This is a genomic window from Micromonospora sp. NPDC004540 (genome assembly GCF_040610095.1).
Taxonomy (GTDB): domain Bacteria; phylum Actinomycetota; class Actinomycetes; order Mycobacteriales; family Micromonosporaceae; genus Micromonospora.
The window spans coordinates 1-23,529 of sequence record NZ_JBEXLR010000029.1; the positions used below are offsets into that span (position 1 = coordinate 1).

20 protein-coding genes are annotated in these 23,529 nt (G+C 71.2%); 2 read left to right on the forward strand and 18 right to left on the reverse strand.

Annotated features, from left to right (window positions below; all coding sequences use genetic code 11):
• Positions 1-1,962: PhoX family phosphatase (locus tag ABZV78_RS12790; RefSeq protein ID WP_355638059.1), on the forward strand; the 1,962-nt coding region annotated here is incomplete at its 5' end.
• An 83-nt stretch (positions 1,963-2,045) separates the two neighbouring features.
• Here ABZV78_RS12790 and ABZV78_RS12795 read toward each other — a convergent pair.
• Positions 2,046-2,828: a helix-turn-helix domain-containing protein gene (locus tag ABZV78_RS12795; protein WP_355638061.1), complete on the reverse strand. Its 783-nt coding sequence runs from the start codon at positions 2,826-2,828 to the stop codon at positions 2,046-2,048.
• Between the two features lie 154 nt (positions 2,829-2,982).
• Between ABZV78_RS12795 and ABZV78_RS12800 the strand changes: the two genes are divergently transcribed.
• Complete coding sequence (locus tag ABZV78_RS12800) at positions 2,983-4,161, forward strand: MFS transporter (RefSeq protein WP_355638063.1); 1,179 nt, start codon at positions 2,983-2,985, stop codon at positions 4,159-4,161.
• 121 nt (positions 4,162-4,282) lie between these two features.
• On the opposite strand, the gene ABZV78_RS12805 is transcribed toward ABZV78_RS12800, so the two are convergent.
• The 17 genes from ABZV78_RS12805 to ABZV78_RS12885 form a co-directional block, all read right to left on the reverse strand.
• Positions 4,283-5,365 carry a polyprenyl synthetase family protein gene (locus tag ABZV78_RS12805; protein ID WP_355638065.1) on the reverse strand — a complete coding sequence of 361 codons (1,083 nt, stop codon included), beginning with the start codon at positions 5,363-5,365 and terminating at the stop codon, positions 4,283-4,285.
• An 87-nt stretch (positions 5,366-5,452) separates the two neighbouring features.
• Positions 5,453-7,006, reverse strand: coding sequence for an NADH-quinone oxidoreductase subunit NuoN (gene nuoN, locus ABZV78_RS12810; RefSeq protein WP_355638067.1), 1,554 nt, complete (start codon positions 7,004-7,006; stop codon positions 5,453-5,455).
• Positions 7,003-8,535, reverse strand: a complete 1,533-nt coding sequence (locus ABZV78_RS12815; RefSeq protein ID WP_355638069.1) for an NADH-quinone oxidoreductase subunit M — start codon at positions 8,533-8,535, stop codon at positions 7,003-7,005. Before ABZV78_RS12815 ends, nuoN begins: the two co-directional genes overlap by 4 nt.
• A gap of 64 nt (positions 8,536-8,599) precedes the next feature.
• Positions 8,600-10,525 carry an NADH-quinone oxidoreductase subunit L gene (gene nuoL, locus ABZV78_RS12820; protein ID WP_355638070.1) on the reverse strand — a complete coding sequence of 642 codons (1,926 nt, stop codon included), beginning with the start codon at positions 10,523-10,525 and terminating at the stop codon, positions 8,600-8,602.
• A gap of 10 nt (positions 10,526-10,535) precedes the next feature.
• Entirely contained in the window at positions 10,536-10,835 is a 300-nt protein-coding gene (nuoK, locus tag ABZV78_RS12825) for an NADH-quinone oxidoreductase subunit NuoK (protein WP_073834091.1), read from the reverse strand.
• A gap of 58 nt (positions 10,836-10,893) precedes the next feature.
• Complete coding sequence (locus tag ABZV78_RS12830; protein ID WP_355638072.1) at positions 10,894-11,664, reverse strand: NADH-quinone oxidoreductase subunit J; 771 nt, start codon at positions 11,662-11,664, stop codon at positions 10,894-10,896.
• Entirely contained in the window at positions 11,661-12,302 is a 642-nt protein-coding gene (nuoI, locus tag ABZV78_RS12835; RefSeq protein WP_355638074.1) for an NADH-quinone oxidoreductase subunit NuoI, read from the reverse strand. Before nuoI ends, ABZV78_RS12830 begins: the two co-directional genes overlap by 4 nt.
• A gap of 1 nt (position 12,303) precedes the next feature.
• Positions 12,304-13,656, reverse strand: a complete 1,353-nt coding sequence (gene nuoH, locus ABZV78_RS12840) for an NADH-quinone oxidoreductase subunit NuoH (RefSeq protein ID WP_355638076.1) — start codon at positions 13,654-13,656, stop codon at positions 12,304-12,306.
• Positions 13,657-13,717: 61 nt separating this feature from the next.
• Positions 13,718-16,198: an NADH-quinone oxidoreductase subunit G gene (locus ABZV78_RS12845; RefSeq protein WP_355638078.1), complete on the reverse strand. Its 2,481-nt coding sequence runs from the start codon at positions 16,196-16,198 to the stop codon at positions 13,718-13,720.
• Positions 16,198-17,514: an NADH-quinone oxidoreductase subunit NuoF gene (gene nuoF / locus ABZV78_RS12850; RefSeq protein WP_355638079.1), complete on the reverse strand. Its 1,317-nt coding sequence runs from the start codon at positions 17,512-17,514 to the stop codon at positions 16,198-16,200. The genes ABZV78_RS12845 and nuoF overlap by 1 nt, the downstream gene beginning before the upstream one ends.
• Positions 17,511-18,608 carry an NADH-quinone oxidoreductase subunit NuoE gene (gene nuoE, locus ABZV78_RS12855; protein ID WP_355638081.1) on the reverse strand — a complete coding sequence of 366 codons (1,098 nt, stop codon included), beginning with the start codon at positions 18,606-18,608 and terminating at the stop codon, positions 17,511-17,513. The genes nuoF and nuoE overlap by 4 nt, the downstream gene beginning before the upstream one ends.
• Entirely contained in the window at positions 18,605-19,930 is a 1,326-nt protein-coding gene (locus ABZV78_RS12860) for an NADH-quinone oxidoreductase subunit D (protein WP_355638082.1), read from the reverse strand. The genes nuoE and ABZV78_RS12860 overlap by 4 nt, the downstream gene beginning before the upstream one ends.
• A complete protein-coding gene (locus ABZV78_RS12865; protein ID WP_355638084.1) occupies positions 19,927-20,664 on the reverse strand; it encodes an NADH-quinone oxidoreductase subunit C in 738 nt (245 codons plus the stop codon). Before ABZV78_RS12865 ends, ABZV78_RS12860 begins: the two co-directional genes overlap by 4 nt.
• Positions 20,661-21,338, reverse strand: coding sequence for an NADH-quinone oxidoreductase subunit B (locus ABZV78_RS12870; protein ID WP_091261240.1), 678 nt, complete (start codon positions 21,336-21,338; stop codon positions 20,661-20,663). The genes ABZV78_RS12865 and ABZV78_RS12870 overlap by 4 nt, the downstream gene beginning before the upstream one ends.
• A gap of 14 nt (positions 21,339-21,352) precedes the next feature.
• Complete coding sequence (locus ABZV78_RS12875) at positions 21,353-21,718, reverse strand: NADH-quinone oxidoreductase subunit A (protein ID WP_355638086.1); 366 nt, start codon at positions 21,716-21,718, stop codon at positions 21,353-21,355.
• 122 nt (positions 21,719-21,840) lie between these two features.
• Positions 21,841-23,115, reverse strand: coding sequence for a geranylgeranyl reductase family protein (locus ABZV78_RS12880; RefSeq protein WP_355638151.1), 1,275 nt, complete (start codon positions 23,113-23,115; stop codon positions 21,841-21,843).
• Positions 23,116-23,252: 137 nt separating this feature from the next.
• On the reverse strand, positions 23,253-23,471 hold the full coding sequence (locus tag ABZV78_RS12885; RefSeq protein ID WP_355638088.1) for a hypothetical protein: 219 nt from the start codon (positions 23,469-23,471) through the stop codon (positions 23,253-23,255).
• Between the last annotated feature and the right edge of the window lie 58 nt (positions 23,472-23,529).

The window sequence follows — 23,529 nt, forward strand, 5'->3', positions numbered from 1 at the left end:
CTGGCCTTCTACACTGCCGCCCTGCACGGCGCGGACCGGGACCGTCACCTGGCGTACTGCACCTTCGCCGACTTCGAGATCGACGGGTCCGGGGTCGCCGCCGCTCCCGCCGCTCCGGCCGTCCCCGGCGCGGGCGAGGCCGCCGCGCCGGCCGGCGGCGTGGGCAGCGGCGCGCTGACCTTCAAGCCGATCCCGCCGAACAAGCTCGACAACCTGGTCGTGCCGAACGGGTACGACCACGCCGTGGTGATCAAGTGGGGTGACCCGGTGGTGCCGGGCGCGCCCGCGTTCGACGTGCACGCGCAGACCGCCGCCGCCCAGGCGGAGCAGTTCGGCTACAACAACGACTTCGTCGGGGTGCTGCCGATCGACCGCAAGCGCGCGCTGCTGGTGGTCAACCACGAGTACACCAACGAGGACCTGATGTTCCCCGGCTTCACCAGCCAGGACGCGCTCTCGGTGGAGCAGTTGCGGGTGGCGATGGCCGCGCACGGCATGTCCGTGGTCGAGCTGGAGCGGGTCGATGCCACCGGGCAGTGGCGGCCGGTGCGCAGCGGCCGGCGGCAGTACAACCGGCGGGTCACCGCGCTGGCCAGCAAGTTCGAGCTGACCGGCCCGGCCGCCGGCTCGGCCTGGCTGCGCACCGCCGCCGACCCGAAGGGTCGTACGGTGGTCGGCACGCTGAACAACTGCGCCGGCGGGGTCACCCCGTGGGGCACGGTGCTCTCCGGCGAGGAGAACTTCAACCAGTACTTCGTCGGCGGCGACGGCGCGCCCGAGGAGCTGAAGCCGAAGCTGGCCCGCTACGGCATCCCGACCGACGTGCGCTACCCGAGCGGCAGCCGCAAGTGGGAGCGCGCCGACGAGCGCTTCGACCTGGCGAAGCACCCGAACGAGGCGCACCGCTACGGCTGGGTCGTCGAGATCGACCCGTTCGACCCGGAGAGCCGCCCGCGCAAGCACACCGCGCTCGGCCGGGTGAAGCACGAGGGCGCGAACGTGATCGTCGCGAAGGACGGGCGCGTGGTCGCGTACATGGGCGACGACGAGCGCTTCGACTACCTCTACAAGTTCGTCTCGGACAAGAAGTTCATGCCGGGCAACTCCTGGGTGGCCCGCAAGCACAACCTGACCCTGCTGGAGTCGGGCACGCTCTACGTGGCCGCCCTGGAGGGGAACAGCGCCGCCGAGATCGACGGCACCGGCAAGCTCCCCTCCGACGGGGCGTTCGACGGCCGGGGCCGCTGGATCAAGCTGGTCAGCGGCAACCGCTCGTACGTCGACGGGATGACCGCGGCCGACGTGCTGACCTTCACCCGCCTCGCCGGGGACAAGGTCGGTGCGACCAAGATGGACCGTCCGGAGGACGTCGAGCCGAGCCAGCTCACCGGCAAGGTCTACGTGGCGCTCACCAACAACACCGACCGGGGCAAGGCCGGCAAGGCGGCGGCCGACGAGGCGAACCCGCGCAACCTCAACAAGCACGGGCAGATCCTGGAGCTGGTCGAGGACCGCGGCGACAACACCGCCGAGACCTTCGCCTGGTCGCTGCCGATCGTCTGCGGCGACCCGACCGACCCGTCCACCCACTTCGCCGGGTACGACAAGACCAAGGTCTCCCCGATCTCCTGCCCGGACAACGTCGCGTTCGACGCCACCGGCAACCTCTGGATCTCGACCGACGGCAACGCGCTGGGCAGCAACGACGGCCTCTTCGCCACCGCCGTCGAGGGCCCGGAGCGGGGCCACCTGAAGCAGTTCCTCACCGTGCCGCTCGGCGCGGAGACCTGCGGCCCGTTCATCACGAAGGACAACCGCTCGGTCTTCGTGGCCGTGCAGCACCCGGGCGAGATCACCGGCGCGTCGGTGGAGAACCCGGCCTCCACCTGGCCGGAGGGTGACTTCGCCAAGCCCGGCGTGGTCGTCACCTGGCGCCTCGACGGCGGCCCGGTCGGCAGCTGACCCCACCCCCGGGCGGTCCGGCGCTGGACCTGCCCGCGAAGGGCCTCTTCCCCCGCCGGGAAGGGGCCCTTCGGCCGTCCGGGTCAGATCTCCGCGGCGATGCCGTCGGCGACCGCGCGGGCGACGGTGAGCAGCTTGGCCCGGACCACCCGGGCCGAGGTCATCATCTCGCTGGCCGGCAGCGCGCAGGCCAGCACCACCCGGCGCTCGATGTCCTTGTCGGGGGTGACCAGCACCGCCGCGCACGCCACCCCCTGCCGGAACTGCCCCAGCTCCAACTGCATGCCGCGCCGGTCGCCGGCGGCCAGGTCGGCCTCGAACGCCTCGACGGTGGTGAGGGTCGCGCCGGTGAACGGGCGCATGCCGTATTCCCGCAGGTAGCGGAAGCGCTGCTCGGCCGTGAGGGTGGCGAGCAGGCTCTTGCCGAGCGCGGTGGCGTGCGCCCCCTCGTCGAAGCCCGGCACCAGATCCTCCAGGTAGGGCGACCGCGGCCCCTCGGCGACCGCCGTGACCGCCACCTGGCCGCCCACGAAGCGGCCCAGGTAGTGGCTCCAGCCGGTGTCCGCCGCGGCCCGCCGCAGCGCCTCCCCGACCGGCGGCGGCCCGCGGAACGCGGTGACCAGCTCGCGGTAGCGGTCGGCGACCTCCAGCCCGACGATGTACGTGCCGTCCTCCCGGCGGATCACGTAGCCCTCGTAGGCCAGCGTGCGCACCAGGTGGTAGGTGGTGGCGACGGTCAGCTCGCAGCGGCGGGCGATCTGCTTGACGGTGAGCCCCTTCGGCGCACGGCCGACCGACTCGAGCACTCGTAGCGCGCGGGAGACACTTCGGATCAGGTCCGAAGGTTCCGCCAAGGGGTCACGCACAACCACCTCCGCCGCCGGGGACTTACACCATATGAAAAACAGGCCGAGTGCGAAATGCCTGTTCGGATCGAGGATGCCAGATCACCGGGCACAGACAGTGCCCCGACAGACACGATCAGCTGCCGAAACGTGACCGGCGTAGGTTTGCCGGACCATGACCGAAACCGTGCTGCACCCCGCTCCGCCCGCGTCCCGGCGTACCGTCCGGATCAACGCGGGCGCGATCGCCACCACGATCGCCTGCGTCCTGCCCGTCTTCCTGGTCGGCGGTCTCGCCGTGCAGATGGGCGACGACCTCCACTTCACCCCCGCCGGGCTCGGCCTGGCCGTCTCGGTCTACTTCGGCGTCAGCGCCCTCGCCTCGGTGCCTTCCGGCGCCCTGGTCGAGCGGTACGGGCCGGCCGTGGTGGCCCGTGCCGGCATCCTGCTCTCCGCCGGCTCGCTGCTGGCCGTGGCGGGGCTGGCCCGGTCGTACCCGGTGCTGGTGGTGCTGCTCGCGCTCAGCGCCGCCGCCAACGCCCTCGGCCAGCTCGCCAGCAACGCCGCGCTGGCCCGGCACGTGCCCGCCCACCGGCAGGGGCTCTCCTTCGGGGTGAAGCAGGCCGCCATCCCGGTCTCCACCCTGCTGGCCGGCGCGGCGGTGCCGACCGTCGCGCTGACCGCCGGCTGGCGCTGGGCGTTCGTGGTGGCCGCCCTCGCGGCGCTGGCCGCGCTGCCGGCCGTACCCCCGGCGGAGCGGGACCGGGTCCGGCGCGCCGCGGACAGCCGGGCGGGCCGGGCCACGACGGCGCTGGTGGTCGTCGGCGTGGCGGCGACCCTGGCGGCCGCCGCGGCGAACACGCTGGGCACCTTCGTGGTCGACTCGGCGGCCGACCGGGGGCTGTCCCCAGCGCTGGCCGGGCTGACCCTCACCCTGGGCAGCGCGGTCTGCGTGGCGGCCCGGGTGGGCGCCGGCTGGCTGGCCGACCGCCGGGAGACCGGCCACGTCGCGCTGATCGCCGGGATGCTGGTGGTGGGCGCGGTGGGGCTGGTCCTGCTCGCGGTGGCCGGCCCGGTGCCGCTGGTCGCCGGCGTGGTGCTCGGCTTCGGCCTCGGCTGGGCCTGGCCCGGGCTGATGAACTTCGCGGTGGTCCGGCTCCACCCGCAGGCCCCGGCCGCCGCCACCTCGATCACCCAGACCGGGGTGTACGCGGGCGGCTGCCTCGGCCCGCTCGGCCTCGGCACGATCGCCGACGTGGCCGGCTACCCGGCGATGTGGGGCACCGCGGCGGCCGCCATGCTCCTCGCCGCCGCGTTCATGCTCACCGGCAGCCGCCTGCTGTCCCGAGCCTGACGCGCCCACCCCTCAGCGCGTCGATCATGAGGTTGGCGGCAGTCCACGAGATCGACATCGCTGCCAACCTCATGATCAACCGGCCGGCCGGACGGGCCGGAGGGTGCGTGGGGGTGGGAGGTCAGCTGGTGCGGTCGGCGATGTAGTCGCAGAGGGACTCGAGGGCGCGGCGGGCCGGGCCCTCGGGCAGCGGGGCGAGCCGGGAGCGGGCGTCCTCGGCGTAGCTGCGGACCGTCTCCCGGGCGCGCTTGAGGGCCGGGGACTCGCGGAGCAGGCCGAGGGCCTCGGCGTGCAGCGCGTCGTCGACCAGGGGGCCGGTGGCCAGGATCTCCCGGAGCCGGACGCTGGCCGCGTCGAAGTCGTCGGAGGCGAGCGCGTAGAGCACCGGCAGGGTCGGCACGCCCTCGCGCAGGTCGGTGCCGGGCGTCTTGCCCGACTGCATCGACTCGCTGGCGATGTCCAGCAGGTCGTCGGAGAGCTGGAAGGCCACCCCGATGATCTCGCCGTAGCCGGCCAGGGCCTCGACGTGCTCGGCGGACGCCCCACCGAACATGCCGCCGAAACGGGCCGAGGTGGCGATCAGCGAGCCGGTCTTCTCGGCGATGACGTGCAGGTAGTGCGCGACCGGGTCGGTGCCGCGCGGCCCGACCGTCTCGGCGATCTGCCCGTGCACCAGCCGGGCGAAGGTGCGCGCCTGCAGGCGTACGGCCTCCGGACCCAGCTCGGCCGAGATGTCCGCGGCCCGGGCGAAGAGGTAGTCGCCGACCAGGATGGCCACCGAGTTGGTCCAGCGGGAGTTGGCGCTCGGGGCGCCCCGGCGCACGGCCGCCTCGTCCATGACGTCGTCGTGGTAGAGCGTCGCCAGGTGGGTGAGCTCCATCACCACGGCGGCGGACACGACGTCCGCGCTGTCCGGGTCGCCGAACTGGGCGCCCAGCGCCACCAGCAGCGGGCGGAATCGCTTGCCGCCGGCCTCGACCAGGTGCCGGGCCGCCTCGGTGACGAGCGGGTCGGCGCTGGCCACACTGGCCCGCAGGTCGGTCTCGACCCGCTCCAGGAGACCCAGCACGGACGCCTCGACGCGCGGATCGGCGAGGTGCAGGCCGAGCGCGCCGAACTGACCCGTGCCCTCCGCGCCCGGACGACCGCCCGGGCCGGTGGCACCTGAACGCTCGCCAGCCGGAATCACCACGCCATCAACCATGCCACACCCGTTCGACCTGCCCGGCGAGGGGGATACGGACCGGGGGCCGGCACGCCACGGCGTACCGGCCCCCGGGGGGAACCTGGGTCATCGCACGAATTCGGCGGCACCGTTGGCCAGGTCGAGCAGGGGCGCCGGGGCGACCCCGAGGACCAGCGTGGCGAGCACGCCGATGACCAGGGCGGCCGAGGTGAGCGCCCCCGGCACGGTGACCGTCGGGGTGGCCTCGCCGGGCTCGGAGAGCCACATCATCACCACGACCCGCAGGTAGGGGAACGCCAGCACCATGCTGGTCAGCACGCCGGCGATCACCAGCCAGGCCTGGTTCGCGTCCAGCGCCGGGGCGAAGACGGCGAACTTGCTGGTGAACCCACTGGTGAGCGGGATACCGGCGAAGGCCAGCAGGATGAACGTGAAGATCGCCGCGAAGAACGGCGACCGGCGGCCCAGCCCGGCCCAGCGGGACAGGTGGGTGGCTTCCCCGTCGGCGTCCCGGACCAGGGTCACCACGGCGAACGCGGCGAGCACCGAGAAGCCGTACGCGACCAGGTAGAACATCGTGCCGGAGAGCCCCTCCTTGCTGGGCGCCAGCACGCCCACCAGCAGGTAGCCGGCGTTCGCGATCGACGAGTACGCCAGCAGCCGCTTGATGTCCGTCTGGGTGACCGCCAGCACCGCGCCGACCAGCATGGTCAGCACCGCCACCGCGCCGAGCACCGGGGTGAAGTCCCAGGAGGCACCGGCGAAGGCGACGTGGAAGACCCGCAGCAGGGCACCGAACGCGGCGACCTTGGTGCAGGCGGCCATGAAGCCGGTCACCGGGGTCGGCGCGCCCTGGTAGACGTCCGGGGTCCAGACGTGGAACGGGGCGGCGGCCGCCTTGAAGAGCAGGCCGATGGCGAGCAGCGCCATGCCGGCGAAGAGCAGCACGGGGCTGGACGAGGACTCGGCCACCGCGGCGTGCACGGTGGCGAAGTCGACGCCGGCCCCGCGGCCCGGGATCCCGGCGGTGAAGCCGTAGATCAGGGCCACGCCGAAGAGGAAGAACGCCGAGGCGTACGCGCCGAGCATGAAGTACTTCAGCGCGGCCTCCTGGCTCAGCAGCCGCCGGCGACGGGCCAGCGCGCAGAGCAGGTAGAGCGGCAGCGAGAACACCTCGAGCGCGATGAACATGGTCAGCAGGTCGTTCGCCGCCACGAAGATCAGCATGCCGCCGATCGCGAAGGTGACCAGCGGGTACACCTCGGTGGTGCCACCCATCCCGTCGGCCTGCCGCCGGTCGTCGGCCGACTCGGCGGTGACCGCGGCGTGGGCCACGAAGGCACCGCCGCGCTCCACCGTGCGCTCGCCGACCAGCAGCAGCGCCATGGCGGCCAGGATCAGGATGGCGCCCTGGAGGAAGAGCGTCGGCCCGTCCACGGAGATGGCCTGGCCGGCGGTGATCAGCCGGTCGTCGGCGTTCAGGATCACCATGACCAGCGCGCCGAGCACCGCCAGCAGGGCGAGCGCGAGCTGCACCGCGTTGCGCAGGCGGCGCGGCACGAACGCCTCGACCAGGACGCCGACCAGGGCGGCGCCCAGCATGATCAGGATGGGAGCGAGCGCCCCGTAGTCGATCGAGGGCAACTTCAGCTCGGTCATTTTGCGGCCTCCTGGACGCTGCCGACCTCCGGGGCGGGATCGGTCCGACCCACGTCCTGCATGGTCGCCTTCACGGCGGGGTTGATGACATCGGTGACCGGCTTGGGATAGAAGCCGAGCAGCACGATCAGCGCGATCAGCGGGGCGACCACGATCTTCTCGCGCAGGCTGAGGTCCCGGCGCATGCCGTCGACCTCGGTCAGGGCCGGGTTGAGGGTGCCCTGGGTGGTGCGCTGCACCATCCACAGCACGTAGGCCGCGGCCAGGATGATGCCGAGTGTGGCGATCACCGCGACCGGCTTGTTCGTGGTGAACGTGCCGATCAGCACCAGGAACTCGGAGACGAACGGCGCGGTGCCGGGCAGCGCCAGCGAGGCGAGACCGGCGAAGAAGAGCACCCCGGCGAGCACCGGCACCAGCTTGCCCGCGCCGCCGAAGTCGCTGATCAGCGCCGAGCCCCGGCGGGCGATCAGCATGCCCACCACGAGGAAGAGCAGGCCGGTGGCCAGGCCGTGGTTGAGCATGTAGAGCACCGCGCCGGTGCCGGCCTGGGTGGTGAAGGCGAAGATGCCGACCCCGATGAACCCGAAGTGCGCGATCGAGGTGTACGACACCAGCCGCTTGAGGTCGTTCTGCCCGACCGCCAGCAGCGCGGCGTAGATGATGCCGATCACGCCGAGCGCCAGCGCCCACGGGGCGAACCACTTCGACGCCTCCGGGAAGAGCGGCAGGCAGTATCGCAGGATCCCGAAGGTGCCGACCTTGTCCAGCACGCCGACCAGCAGCGCCGCGGCGCCGGCCGGGGCCGCGCCACCGGCGTCCGGCAGCCAGGTGTGGAACGGGAAGAACGGCGCCTTGATCGCGAACGCGAGGAAGAAGCCGAGGAAGAGCCAGCGGGCCGTGTCGGTGGCGAACTCGGCCTGGCTGAGCGCCTGCCAGTCGAAGGTCTTCCCGCCGACCACCCAGAGGCCGATCACCGCGGCCAGCATGAACAGGCCGCCGACCAGGGAGTAGAGGAAGAACTTGACCGCCGCGTACTGCCGCTGGTGGCCGCCGTAGCTGCCGATGAGGAAGTACATCGGCACCAGCATGACCTCGAAGAACACGTAGAACAGGAAGACGTCGGCGGCGGCGAAGACGCCGATCATCGTGCACTCGAGGACGAGCAGCAGCGCGAAGTAGACCGGCACCGAGCGCCTGGACGACTCGGCGTCGTGCCACGACGCCAGGATCACCAGCGGCACCAGGATCGCGATCAGCATCAGCATGACCAGGGCGATGCCGTCCACCTCGAAGGTGAAGTTGACGCCCCAGTTCGGGATCCACGCGTACGACTCGCGGAACTGGAACCGGTCACCGTCGGCCTGGAAGGCGATCCACATGACCACCGAGAGCACCAGCACCAGCAACGACCAGCCGAACGCCACCAGCTTGGCCAGATCGGGGCTGCGCCGCGGCAGCAGGGCCACGACCAGAGCGCCGACCAGCGGTGCCACGGTCAGCACCGAGAGGAACGGGAAGTTGGACATTATTCGGCCTTACCTCCGTCGTGACTGCGTGGCCCGCCGGCGGGGGCGGCCGCGTTCAGGTCGATCACGCCAGCCACCCCGCCTGCACCGCCAGGAACGCCGCCACCACGAGCAGCGCGCCGGTCAGGATCGAGGTCGCGTACGACCGCACGAAGCCGGTCTGCAGCCGCCGGAGCCGGCCCGAGCCCCCGCCCACCGCGGCGGCGAGGCCGTTGACCAGCCCGTCGACGCCCCGGTTGTCGAGGAAGACCAGCGCCCGGGTGAGGAAGATGCCCGGCTTCTCGAAGACCGCCTCGTTGACGGCGTCGGTGTAGAGGTTGCGGCGGGCGGCGGTGACCAGCACGCCGGCCGGCTGCGGCTCGGTGGCCGTGCCGTTGCGGAACAGGAACCAGGCCAGCCCGGCGCCGAGCACGGTCACCAGCAGCGAGAGCGTGGTGATCAGCCAGTGGGCGAGGACGGCCTCATGGCCCTTCTCCTGGCCGCCCAGGCCGGCGGTCGCCTCCAGCCAGTCCGGCACCGACGTGGCGAGCAGGAAGCCCGCCCCGACCGAGCCGATCGCCAGCAGGATCAGCGGGATGGTCATCAGCCTCGGCGACTCGTGCGGGTGCTCGATGTCCTCGGTCCACCGCTTCGGACCGTGGAAGGTGAGCACGAAGAGCCGGGTCATGTAGAACGCGGTGAGCCCGGCGCCGAGCAGCGCGGCCATGCCGAAGAGCCAGGCCGTCCAGCCCTCCCGCTCGAACGCGGCCACGATGATCGGCTCCTTGGAGAAGAAGCCGGAGAACGGGAACATGCCGATGATGGCCAGCCAGCCCGCCATGAAGGTCAGCCAGGTGACCTTCATGTACTTCGACAGGTTGCCGAAGCGGCGGATGTCCACCTGGTCGTTCATGCCGTGCATGACCGAGCCGGCGCCGAGGAACATGTTGGCCTTGAAGAAGCCGTGCGCCAGCAGGTGCACGATGGCCAGCGCGTACGCCGCGCCGCCCAGGCCGACGCCCAGGAACATGTAGCCGATCTGGCTCACCGTCGACCAGGCCAGCACCCGCTTGATGTCGTCCTTGGCCGCGCCGATGACACAACCCATCAGCAGCGTGACCGCGCCGACGCTGACCACCACGAGCTGGAGGGTGTGGTCGGCCGAGAAGATCGGGTTGGAGCGGGCGATCAGGTAGACGCCCGCGGTGACCATGGTCGCCGCGTGGATGAGCGCGGAGACCGGGGTCGGGCCCTCCATGGCGTCCGGCAGCCAGGCCTGGAGCGGGAACTGGCCGGACTTGCCGGCCGCGCCGAGCAGCAGCAGCAGGCCGAGCACCAGCACGGTGGTGCTGCTCAGTGCGCCGACACCGTTGAAGACCTCGTCGTACTGGGTGGTGCCGAGCATGGCGAACATGACGAAGATGCCGATGGCCAGGCCGGCGTCGCCGACCCGGTTCATCAGGAACGCCTTCTTGCCGGCGGTGGCCGCGCTCGGCCGGCCGTACCAGAAGGAGATCAGCAGGTACGACGCCAGGCCGACGCCCTCCCAGCCGAAGTAGAGCATCACGTAGTTGTTGCCGAGCACCAGCAGCAGCATCGCGGCGACGAACAGGTTGAAGTACCCGAAGAACCGCCGCCGGCCCTCGTCGTGCGCCATGTACTCGACCGCGTAGAGGTGGATCAGGAAACCCACCCCGGTGATCAGCAGCACGAAGACCGCGGCCAGCGGGTCGAAGAGCAGGCCGAAGTCCACCTTGAGGTCGCCGACCGTGATGAACTGCCAGAGGCTCTGCTCGACCTGCTTGTTCTCCAGGCCACGGAGCTGGAAGAAGTAGGTCAGGCCGAGCACGAAGGCGGCGCCGATGGCCGCCACGCCCAACCAGTGGCCCCAGCGGTCCGCCCGCTTGCCGAGCAGCAGCAGGATCGCCGCGCTCACCAGCGGGATGGCCACCAGCAGCCAGACACTGCCCAAGAGGCCGCTGGCCTGGGCGAATTCCACAGTCTCTTCCACCGCGAGCCCCTCAGTACTTCAGCAGGTTGGCGTCGTCGACGCTCGCCGAGCGCCGGGTCCGGAAGATCGACATGATGATCGCGAGCCCGACCACGACCTCGGCCGCGGCCACCACCATCACGAAGAACGCCATGATCTGGCCGTTCAGGTCGCCGTTGATGCGGCTGAACGTGACCAGCGTCAGGTTGGCCGCGTTGAGCATCAGCTCGACGCACATGAACAGCACGATCGCGTTGCGCCGGATCAGCACGCCGACGGCGCCGATGGTGAACAGCACCGCCGCGAGGATCAGGTAGTAGTCCGGGGTCATCGCTGAGCCAGCCTTTCGTTCGCGACTGCGGGGCTCCGCTTCGCTGCGCTCCTCGCGCTCACCGCTCTGTCCCCTTCAACGAGGTCTCCTCGGCCGTCAGCTCGCGCACCGGCATGATCTCCGGGATGCTGCGGTCGGTCAGCCGGCCGTCGGGCAGGCGGGCCGGGGTGGCCACCGAGGACGACGTGGCGAAGACGCCCGGGCCGGGCTTCGGGCCGGGGTAGTTGCCGGGGCGGAACCGGGCCTTCATGGTGGCGACCTGATCCATCCGGTCCTCCTTGCGCCGCTCCACGTGCGCCAGCACCATCGCGCCCACCGCCGCCGTGATGAGCAGCGCGGAGGTCAGCTCGAAGGCGAAGACGTACTTGGTGAAGAGCAGCCGGGCGATGCCCTGCACGTTGCCCTCGGCGTTCGGCCGGTCCAGGCCGACGGCCTGCACGCCCTCCAGCGCCCGGTAGAGCCCGGAGCCGATCAGGCCGGCGAAGCCGAGCCCGAGCACCACCGCGGCGACCCGCTGGCCGCGCAGCGTCTCGATCAGGGAGTCGGAGGCGTCCCGGCCGACCAGCATGAGCACGAACAGGAAGAGCATCATGATCGCGCCGGTGTAGACGATGATCTGCACCATGCCGATGAACGGCCCGGCCTGGAGCACGTAGAACACGCCCAGGCAGAGCATGGTCAGCACCAGCCAGAGCGCCGAGTGCACCGCGTTGCGCGCCCAGACCATGCCGATGGCCCCGAGGAGGGCCAGCGGGGCGAGGATCCAGAAGGTGACCTCCTCACCCCCGGACACCTGGCCCGCCGCGGCGAGCACCGTCTGCGTGGTCATGCTCCTGCTCCCTTGCCCGCCTCGGCCCGCTGCGCGGCCTGCTCGGCGCCGGGGAAGGTCACGCCGGGGTGCTCCTCCACCTGGTACCGGCCCGGGCCCATCGGCGAGTACTCGGCGCCGGCCGAGGTGCCCGGGTTGGTCAGCCCGCCGACGTAGTAGTCCTTCTCGCTGTCGCCCAGCCGCATCGGGTGCGGCGGCTGCTCCATGCCGGGCAGCAGCGGCGCGAGCAGCTGCTCCTTCGTGAAGATCAGATCCTGCCGGTTGTCCCGGGCCAGCTCGTACTCGTTGCTCATGGTGAGCGACCGGGTCGGGCAGGCCTCGATGCAGAGCCCGCAGAAGATGCACCGGGCGTAGTTGATCTGGTAGACGCTGGCGTACCGCTCACCCGGGGAGAAGCGCTGCTCCTCGGTGTTGTCGCCACCCTCCACGTAGATCGCGTCCGCCGGGCAGGCCCACGCGCACAGCTCGCAGCCGATGCACTTCTCCAGCCCGTCCGGGTGCCGGTTGAGGATGTGCCGCCCGTGGTAGCGCGGCGCCGAGACCGGCGGCTTGAACGGGTAGTCGGTGGTGACGACCTTCTTGAACATGTGCGAGAAGGTGACCCCGAAGCCCTTGAACGTTCCGGTGATCGCGCCCACGTCACACCTCCCTGGAGTCCGAGCCGGCGACAATGTTGGCCGGCTCCCGCTCGGCGACCACACGCTTGGTACGCGGGCTCGGCGGAACCTGAAGATCCATCGGCGGCAGCGGGAAGCTGCCGTGTGGACGGCTGTTCACCTGCTCCTGGAGCGCCGGCTTCGGCGCCTTCTTCCGGCTCGGCCAGAAGAGCGTGGCCAGCAGCAGCACGCCCGCACCGATGCCGGTGGCGAGCAGCCGGTCCCGGGTCTGCCAGTCCTCGATCGAGCGGAGCCCGCTCAGCACCAGGATCCAGACCAGGTTGATCGGCAGCAGGACCTTCCAGCCGAAGCGCATGAACTGGTCGTAGCGGAGCCGGGGCAGGGTGCCCCGCAGCCAGACGAAGACGAAGACCAGGATGATGACCTTGCCGAAGAACCAGAGCATCGGCCACCAACCCGAGTTGGCGCCCGACCAGAGGGTGATCGGCCAGGGGGCCCGCCAGCCGCCGAGGAAGAGCGTGGTGGTGACCGCGGACATGGTCACCATCGAGACGTACTCGGAGAGCATGAACAGCGCGAACTTGAGCGAGCTGTACTCGGTCATGAAGCCCGCGACCAGCTCCGACTCCGCCTCGGGCAGGTCGAACGGCGCCCGGTTGGTCTCACCGACCATGGCGATGAAGAAGATGATGAAGCTGGGCAGCAGCAGAATCGCGTACCAGCCGGGGGCCGGGATCTGCTGGCCGGCGATGGTGAGCTGGGTGGCGTCCCCCTGCGCGGCGACGATCCCGCTGGTCGACATCGTGCCGGCGGTCATGAACACCGCCACGATGCTCAGCCCCATGGCGACCTCGTACGAGATCATCTGGGCGCTGGAGCGGAGACCGCCGAGCAGCGGGTACGTCGAGCCGGAGGCCCAGCCGCCGAGCACGATGCCGTAGATGCCCATCGAGGAGCAGGCGAGGATCACCAGCACCGCCACCGACACGTCGGTGACCTGCAGCGGCGTGTGGTGGCCGAAGATGCTCACCATCGGGCCGAACGGCACCACCGACAGCGAGGTGACCGCGCAGATCACCGAGATGGTCGGCGCGAAGAAGAAGACCACCTTGTCGGCCGTCCGCGGGAGGATGTCCTCCTTGAAGGCCATCTTCAGGCCGTCGGCCAGGGTCTGCAGCAGGCCGAACGGGCCGACCTGGTTCGGGCCGGGCCGCACCGCCATGCGGCCGACCACCCGGCGCTCGAACCAGACGCCGAGCAGCGTGGCCAGCAGGCCGAAGGCGAACGCGAAGACGATCTTGATGAGGACCAGCCACCACGGGTCCTTGCCGAAGTCCGCCAGCGTCGGGTCCTGCGCCGCGAGGTAGAGGTTCACTGCGCCCGCCTTTCGTTCGCGACTGCGGGGCTCACTCGCTCCGCTCGTTCACTCCTCGCGCTCACTGGACACTCCCGGTGTTGAGGAGCGGACCCGGACGGGCGGCCACGTCCGCGGCGATGGCCGCGGCGGAGACCTTCACGACCTCGCCGGACGTCGCGCCGAGGCTGCGCCGGACGGTCGAGCCGGGTGAGTTGGTCGGCAGCCAGACGACGCCGTCCGGCATCTCGGTGATCGCCGCCGGCAGGGTGACCGCACCGCGGTCGGTGCCGACGGTCACCGGGTCGCCGTCCGCGACACCGAGCGCCTCGGCGGTGCCCTTGCCCAGCCGGACCACCGGCGGGCGGGCGGTGCCGGCGAGGTGCTCGTCGCCGTCGGTGAGGCTGCCCAGGTCGAGGAGCTGGTGCCAGGTGGCCAGCACGGCCTCGCCGGCCTCGGGCTGCGGCACGGCGGCCGGCTCAACCGACGGGGCGGACGGCCGGTCCACCCGGGTCGGCGGCAGCGCGCCCAGCTCCCGGCGGACGCTCTGCACGTCGCCGGTGCCGAGCCGCACGTCGAGCTGCGCGGCGATGGCGTCGAGCACCCGGCCGTCGGTCATCGCGCCGGTGTCCAGCACCTTCTCGAAGGTGCGCAGCCGGCCCTCCCAGTCCAGGAAGCTGCCGGCCTTCTCGACCACCGGGGCGACCGGGAAGACCACGTCGGCCCGACGGGCCACCGCGCTCATCCGCAGTTCCAGGCTGACCAGGAACGGCACCGCGTCGAGGGCCTGCTCGGCCAGGCGCGGGTCGGCCAGGTCGGCCGGGTCGACGCCGGCCACCACGAGGGCGCCGACCTGACCGTTGGCCGTGGCCGTGAGGATGCCGTCGGTGTCCCGGCCGGCCTGGCTCGGGATCACCCCGGCCGGGATGTCCCACGCCTCGCCCAGCTCGGCGCGGGCGGCCGGCTCGGTGACCACGCGGCCACCGGGGAGCAGGTTGGGCAGGCAGCCCGCGTCGACCGCGCCGCGGTCACCCGCGCGCCGCGGCACCCAGGCCAGCTTGGCCCCGGTACGCCGGGCCACGTCCGCCGCGGCGGAGAGGCCGCCGGGCACCGCGCCCAGCCGCTCGCCGACGATCAGGACGGCGCCCGGCTGGCTCAGCGCCTCGGCCACCGTGGCGTGCTCGGCCAGCACGCTGGCCTCCTCGCCCGGCACCACCCGGGCCAGCTTGGCCCCGAGCTTCTCCAGGCCGCGGGTCGCGAACGGCGCGAGCGCGTACACGGTGAGCTTCTTCTTCAGGTACGCCTTGCGCAGCCGCAGGAAGAGGATGGGGCACTCCTCCTCCGGCTCCAGACCGACCAGCACCACGGCGGGCGCGTTCTCCACGTCGGCGTAGGTCACGTCGGTGACCCCGGCGACGCTGCTGGCCAGGAAGTCGGCCTCCTCGCGGGAGACCGGGCGGGCCCGGAAGTCGATGTCGTTGGTGTGCAGCGCGACCCGGGCGAACTTCGCGTACGCGTAGGCGTCCTCGACGGTGAGCCGGCCGCCGGTGAGCACCGCCGTGCCCTGCCCGCCGTCCCGGGCGGCGCGCAGCCCCTCGGCGGCGCGGGTCAGCGCCTCGCTCCAGGACGCCTCGCGCAGCTCACCGGTCTTCCCGTCCCGCACCAGCGGGGTGGTGAGCCGGTCGAACGCGCGGGTGTACTGGAAGCCCCAGCGACCCTTGTCGCAGTTCCACTCCTCGTTCACCGCCGGGTCGTCGCCGGCCAGCCGGCGCAGTACCTTGCCCCGCCGCCAGTCGGTGCGCTGGGCGCAGCCGGCCGCGCAGTGCTCGCAGGCGCTGGGCGTGGAGACCAGGTCGAACGGGCGGGCCCGGAACCGGTACTGCGTGCCGGTCAGCGCGCCCACCGGGCAGATCTGCACGGTGTTGCCGGAGAAGTAGGAGTTGAACGGGACGTCCCCCGCGTCGCCCTCCTCGCCGTACGCGTCGTCCCGGTAGATGTTGATCTCCTCGGCGGACGACCGGCCCATCAGGTCGATGAACTTGTCGCCGGCGATCTCCTCGGAGAACCGGGTGCAGCGCTGGCAGAGCACGCACCGCTCGCGGTCGAGCAGCACCTGGGTGCTGATCGGCAGCGGCTTCGGGTACTCCCGCTTGTGCTCGTGGAACCGGGAGTCGGTGCGGCCCGTGGACATGGCCTGGTTCTGCAGCGGGCACTCGCCGCCCTTGTCGCACATCGGGCAGTCCAGGGGGTGGTTGAGGAGCAGCAGCTCCATCACCCCCTCCTGGGCCTTCTTGGCGACCGGGGAGCTGAGCTGGGTCCGCACCACCATGCCGTCGGCCACGGTCTGGGTGCAGGAGGCGACCGGCTTGCGCTGGCCCTCCACCTCCACCAGGCACTGCCGGCAGGCGCCGGCCGGGGCCAGCAGCGGGTGGTCGCAGAACCGCGGGATCTCGGTGCCCATCTGCTCGGCGACCCGGATCAGCAGCGCCCCCTTGGGGGCGGTGACCTGGACGCCGTCGATGGTCAGGGTGACGGTCTCGGTCTGCTTGGCTACGTCGGTCATCAGTGGGCTCCCACCAGCTGCTTCTCGGAGAGCTTCGGCGCGGTACGTCCCTCGATGTAGTCGAGGTAGTCCTGCTTGAAGTACTTCAGCGACGAGGTCACCGAGCTGGTCGCACCGTCACCCAGGCCGCAGAACGAGCGGCCGAGGATGTTGTCGCAGGTGTCGAGCAGGGTGTCCAGGTCCTCGTGGGTGCCCTGACCGGAGAGGATCCGCCGGTAGACCCGGACCATCCAGTAGTTGCCCTCACGGCACGGGGTGCACTTGCCGCACGACTCGTGGTGGTAGAACTCCAGCCACCGGTAGGTCGCGTACACCGGGCAGTCCTGGTCGGAGAAGATCTGCGTGGCCGTGGTGCCCAGGATCGAGCCGGCCGCCGCCACCCCCTCGAAGTCCAGCGGCACGTCCAGGTGCTCGGCGGTGAGCAGCGGCGTCGACGAGCCGCCCGGGGTCCAGAACTTCAGGTTGTGCCCGGGCTGCATGCCGCCGGCCATCTCGATCAGCTCGCGCAGGGTGATGCCCATCGAGCACTCGAACTGGCCCGGGTTGGCGATCCGGCCGGAGAGCGAGTAGATCATCGGGCCGGACGACTTCTCCGTGCCCATGGTCTTCCACCAGTCGGCGCCGCCCAGCACGATGTACGGCACGCTGGCGATGGTGCCGACGTTGTTCACCACGGTCGGGCTGGCGTACAGGCCGTGGGTTGCCGGGAACGGCGGGCGCAGCCGGGGCTGGCCCCGGAAGCCCTCCAGCGAGTCCAGCAGCGCGGTCTCCTCACCGCAGATGTACGCCCCGGCACCGGAGTGCACCACCAGGTCCAGGTCGAAGCCGCTGCCCTGGATGTTCCGGCCGAGGTAGCCCTTGGCGTACGCCTCCTGCACGGCGTTGCGCAGCCGGCGGGCTGCGTGCACGGCCTCGCCCCGGATGTAGATGTACGCCCGGTTGGCCCGGATCGCGTACGAGGCGATGATGACGCCCTCGACCAGCGAGTGCGGGTCGTGGGTCATGAGCGGCAGGTCCTTGCAGGTGCCCGGCTCGCCCTCGTCGGCGTTCACCACGAGGTAGTGCGGCTTGCCGTCGCCCTGCGGGATGAACCCCCACTTGAGACCGGTCGGGAAGCCCGCGCCGCCGCGGCCGCGCAGCCCCGAGTCCTTGATGAGCTGGATCAGGTCGTCCGGGTGCGCCTTGAGCGCCTTGCGCAGGGCGGCGTAGCCGTCCAGCTTCTCGTAGGTGCCGATCCGCCAGGCGTCCGGCGACAGCCAGCGCTTGGTGAGCACCGGCGTCAGCTTGGCCAGCGTCTCCGGCCGAGGAGCGGTCACTTCTGGACCCCCGTTTCGCTCGCGACCGCCGGGCCCGCGCCGTTGGCGCCCGCCCCGGCCTCCGCTTCCTTGAGGTTGCGCTGCTGCGCCCCGGCCTCGTCGCCGGCGGGCTTGCCGTCACCGGCCGGCGGGTTCGCCGCCGCGCCGGCGGCCTCCGCCGCCTGCGCGTCGCGCGGCGCCGGCGGCGCGCCGTCCGTCGGGACCTTGGTGCCCGGGGCGTCCGGCACGGCGGTGCGCGCGTCCGGCTGCCGGGTCTCGGCGGTACGCACCTGCGGCGACTTGTCGTCCGGCGCCTTGACGTCCGGAGCGGTGCTGCCGGTGGCCGCGGCCGGCTTCGCCGGCTCGGCCGCCGGGGCCGGCTTCGCGGCCTCGGCCCGGGCCTTCGCCTCGGCGGCGGCCTTGTCGGCCTCGGCCTTGCTGCGGATCGGGGTGTTCGGGTCGAAGCCCGGCACCGAGATGCCGTGCTGCTCGGCCAGGCGCAGGCCACGCAGCGTCGCCTCGCCCGGCCCGCCGTCGGCCACCGCGCCGTCCCGCTCGTCGGCGAAACCGGCGAGCTGGACGGCCATCTCCTTGAGGGTGCAGAGCCGGGCGCCCCGGGTCGGCATCGGCCGGCCGCCGGCTCGCAGCTCCTCCACCACGCCGAGCGCGCCCTGCGGGTCGACGTTGTCGAAGAAGTCGTAGTTGACCGTCATGACCGGGCCGTAGTCGCACGCCGCCAGGCACTCGGCGTGCTCCAGGGTGATCTTCCCGTCCGCGGTGGTCTCGTCGTGCCCCACGCCCAGGTGCTCGGCGAGGGTGTCGTAGACCTCCTGGCCGCCGAGCACGTTGCACATGGTGTTGGTGCAGACGCTGACCAGGTAGTCACCGGTCGGCTTGCGCTTGTACATGGTGTAGAAGGTGGCGACCGCGCCGACCTGGGCCTTGTTCAGGCCGAGCACCTCGGCGCAGAACTCGACCCCGGCCGGGGAGACGTACCCCTCCTCGGACTGGACCAGGTGCAGCAGCGGCAGCAGGGCCGAGCGGGACCGGTCCGCCGGGTACCGGGCGATGATCTCCCGCGCCCGCTCCCGGGTCTCTTCGGTAAACACAGTCATCGGTCACAACCACCCATCACGGGGTCCAGCGAGGCGCCACCGGCGATCACGTCGGCGATCAGGCCGCCCTCGGCCATCGCCGGGAGGGCCTGGAGGTTGACGAAGCTCGGCTCCCGGTAGTGCACCCGGTAGGGCCGGGTGCCGCCGTCCGAGACCGCGTGCACGCCCAGTTCGCCGCGGGGCGACTCGATGCCGACGTACACCTGGCCCGGGGGGACCCGGAAGCCCTCGGTGACGAGCTTGAAGTGGTGGATCAGCGACTCCATCGACTGACCCATGATCTTGGCGACGTGCTCAAGCGAGTTGCCCATGCCGTCGACGCCGATGGCGAGCTGCGCCGGCCAGGCGATCTTGCGGTCGGCAACCATCACCGGGCCCGGCTTGAGCCGGTCGAGGGCCTGCTCGACCAGCTTCAGCGACTCCCGGATCTCGGCGAGCCGGACCAGGTAGCGGCCCCAGACGTCGCCGTCGGTGTGCGTCGGCACGTCGAACTCATACGTCTCGTAGCCGCAGTACGGCATGGTCTTGCGCAGGTCCCAGGCGAGGCCGGCGGAGCGCAGCACCGGACCGGTCACCCCGAGCGCGAGGCAGGCGGTCACGTCGAGGACCGCCACGTTCTTCGTCCGCTCGATCCAGATCGGCTGGCCGGAGAGGAGGTTCTCGTACTCCTTGAGCTTCTTCGGCATCAGCTTGAGGAAGTCGCGGATCTTGACGATCGCCTCGTCCGGAACGTCCTGCGCGACGCCGCCCGGCCGCACGTACGCGTGGTTCATGCGCAGGCCGGTGATGGTCTCGAAGATGTCGAGGATGTACTCCCGCTCGCGGAAGCCGTACAACATCATGTTGATCGCGCCCAGCTCCATGCCGGTGGTGGCCAGCCAGACCAGGTGCGAGGAGATCCGGTTGAGCTCCATCATCAGCACCCGGATGGTGGTGGCCCGCTCGGTGATGTCGTCGGTGATGCCGAGCAGCTTCTCCACCGCGAGCGCGTACGCCGTCTCGTTGAACAGCGGGGAGAGGTAGTCCATCCGGGTCACGAAGGTCGAGCCCTGGACCCAGTTCCGGTATTCGAGGTTCTTCTCGATGCCGGTGTGCAGGTAGCCGACGACCGAACGGGCCTCGCGGACCGTCTCGCCCTCCAGCTCCAGGATCAGCCGGAGCACGCCGTGCGTGGACGGGTGCTGCGGACCCATGTTGACGACGATCCGCTCGTCGTTGATCGGGTCGGTGCCGGAGACGACCTGGTCCCAGTCCCCACCGGTGACGGTGAAGACCTTGCCCTCGGTGGTCTCGCGCTCGGTCGCGTAGTTCGACGTCGTCACTGGTACGACCTCCGCTTGTCCGGCGGCGGGATCTCCGCGCCCTTGTACTCGACGGGCACACCGCCGAGGGGGTAGTCCTTGCGCTGCGGGTGCCCCTCCCAGTCGTCCGGCATGAGGATCCGGGTCAGGTTGGGGTGGCCGTCGAAGACGATGCCGAACATGTCGTACGTCTCCCGCTCCTGCCAGTCGGCGGTCGGGTAGACGGCGGTGACGCTCGGCAGGTGCGGGTCCTCGGCGGAGACCGCGGCCTCCAGCCGGACCTGGCGCCGGTAGGTCATCGAGGTGAGGTGGTAGACCACGTGCAGCCGGCGCCCGTCCGCGCCCAGGTAGTCCACGCCGGACACCGAGGAGCAGAGCTCGAAGCGCAGCGCCAGGTCGTCGCGCATCACCTGGCAGACCTCGGCGATCCGCTCCGGGCGGACGTGCAGGGTCAGCTCGCCCCGGTCGACCACGACCTTCTCGATCGCGTCGCCGAACTGGGGGTACGCCTCCTCCAGCGCGTCGCGGACCTCGTCGAAGTAGCCCCCGTACGGCCGGGCGGCCTCCTCGATCGGCTTGCGCTGGCGGACCAGGCCGCCGAAGCCGGAGACGTCACCGGTGCCCTGGTTGCCGAACATGCCGCGCCCGGCCGGGCTGGCCGGCGGGTACTCCGCCGGGGCGGTACTGCTGGCGCCGGCCGGGGTCGTCGGGACCGGCACGCCGCCGTCGTTGTTCTTGTCGTTCGGTGCCGTCACTTCGGGCCCCCCTGCGACTGGAGGTGGTTCTGCGCCTTCATCCAGTTCTCGATCCGCAACTGCTCCTCGCGCCCCTCGCGGACCGCCTTCGTCCACTCGGCGCGCCGGGCCTTGTCGTTGCGGTACGACGACGGCATCGAGCCGTAGGGCACGACGGGCACGTCACCGCGCTCCTTGCGGGCCTCCAGCATCTTGCGGCCGTTCGCGCCCAGCGGCTCGTACATGATCTTCTCGCGGAGCTTGAGGACCGCGTCGATGAGCATCTCGGGCCGGGGCGGGCAGCCCGGGAGGTACATGTCGACCGGCACGATGTGGTCGACGCCCTGCACGATGGCGTAGTTGTTGAACATGCCGCCGCTGCTGGCGCAGACGCCCATCGAGATGACCCAGCGGGGCTCGGCCATCTGGTCGTAGATCTGGCGCAGCACCGGGGCCATCTTCTGGCTCACCCGGCCGGCCACGATCATGAGGTCCGCCTGCCGCGGCGAGGCCCGGAAGACCTCCATGCCCCAGCGGCCCATGTCGTAGTGCGGACCACCGGCGGCCATCATCTCGATGGCACAGCAGGCCAGGCCGAAGGTGGCGCCCCAGACGGACGACTTCCGCGACCAGTTGACCAGCTTCTCCACGGAGGTGAGCAGGACGCCGGCCGGGAGCTTCTCCTCGATGCCCATCTGACGTACCTCCCTCAGTCCCAGTCCAGGCCGCCGCGCCGCCAGACGTAGGCGTAGGCGACGAAGACCGCGACGATGAACAGGACCATCTCCACGAAGCCGAAGATCGGCAGGGCGTCGAAGGAGACCGCCCAGGGGTAGAGGAAGATGATCTCGATGTCGAAGACGATGAAGAGCATCGCCGTCAGGTAGAACTTGACCGGGAACCGGCCACCGCCGACCGGCTGCGGGCTCGGTTCGATGCCGCACTCGTACGCCTCGAGCTTGGCCTTGTTCAGACGCCGGGGGCCGGCGAATCGGGCGGCGGCCACGGAGAACAGCGCGAACCCCGCGGCGAGGGCGAACAGCCCGATGATCGGTGCGTAAGGAGAGAGCGTCATCGTTGTCTCCTGCTCGTCCTTCCCTGACCTCGGTCGTTGGCGAAAATCACACTATTCACGTCCCTCACGACCTCGGCGGCGGGGGTCGATCTTTGTCGGTCCCGGGGCCCGGGACCGGTGGTCTACACGGCGGGAGCCACCCTGGTCATCGCGTTGATGACCCGGTCCATGGCGTCCCCGCCCCGGGGGTCGGTCAGGTTGGCCAGCAGCTTGAGCACGAAGCGCATGAGCATCGGGTGCGGCATGCCGTGCTTGGTGGCCATCCGCATCACCTCGGGCCGGCCGATCAGCTTCACGAAGATCCCGCCGAGCCGGTAGTAGCCGCCGAAGCGGGCCTTCAGCTCCTGCGGGTACGCCAACAGCGCCCGCTCCCGCTCCGCGCCGGCCGGCCGGGCGAGCGCCTGCACCGCCACCTCGGCGGCCAGCTCGCCGGACTCCATCGCGTACGCGATGCCCTCGCCGTTGAACGGGTTGACCATGCCGCCGGAGTCGCCGACCAGCAGGACCCCGCGGGTGTAGTGCGGGACCCGGTTGAAGCCCATCGGCAGCGCGGCGCCGAGGATCGGCCCCTCCGCGTTGGCCTCGTCGGTCATCCCCCAGTCCTCGGGGGTGTTGGCCAGCCAGTCGGTGAGCAGCTTGCGGTAGTTCGTCTTGCCGAAGGCCGAGGAGGAGTTGAGCACGCCCAGGCCGACGTTCACCCGGCCGTCGCCGAGCCCGAAGATCCAGCCGTAGCCGGGCAGCAGCGCGTCGCTGCCCTTGGCCCGCAGCTCCAGCCACGACTCCAGGTAGTCGTCGTCGTGCTTGGCGGGCGAGCGGTAGTAGCGGCGGACCGCCACGCCGATCGGCCGGTCCTCGCGCTTGGCCAGCCCGAGGGCGAGCGGGAAGCGGCCGGAGACGCCGTCCGCGGCGACCACCAGCGGCGCGTGGAAGGAGGCCGGCTCCTTGTCCGGGCCCACCTCGGCCTGCACGCCGATCACCCGGTCGTCGGCGTCGAGCACCGGACCCAGCACGTTGACGCTGGTCCGCAGCTTCGCCCCGGCGGCCACGGCGCGCTGGGCGAGCAGGTCGTCGAAGTCGAGCCGGGTCCGGACCAGGCCGTAGTTGGGGAAGCTGGCCAGGTCGGGCCAGTCCAGTTCCAGGCGTACCCCGCCACCGATCACCCGGAGGCCCTTGTTGTGCAGCCAGCCGGCCTCGGGCGAGGTGTCCACGCCCATCCGGATGAGCTGCCGCACGGCCCGGGGCGTCAGCCCGTCGCCGCAGACCTTCTCCCGGGGAAATTCGGTCTTCTCCAGCAGCAGCACGCGTACGCCGTGCCGCGCCAGGTGGTACGCCGTCGCCGATCCTCCGGGACCGGCGCCCACGACGATGACGTCGGCGTCGTTCTCCACCGCGGCCATCCGCGCCTCCTCCCGCATGCTCGTGAAATGCTTCACAAGCCGATCGGGTTGGAGTCTATGACCGGCGTTACACCTGTATGCGCTGAGGGGGGCCTAACTCGCGGAAACAGGCTGGCAGGAGTCCCTCCCCGGGGGGGTCAGGAGCGGGCGGGGGTGGCGGGTCCCAGGCCGGCGTCGAGCCGGATGGCCTCGGGCAGGTGCTCGCGCAGCGCACCGCCGGCCGCGCGGTCGAGTGCGGCCAGCACCTCGGCGACCACCTGACGGACGTCGGCGGGATCCGCGCCGGCCAGCTCCCGGAGCTGCGCGATGAGTTCCGCGGCGTCATCGTCGGTGGCCGTCTGGTCTGGTCCCGTCATGGAGGCGAGCCTACGGGACAAAGTAGACCAAAAACGGATATTCACGAAATGGCCGGTT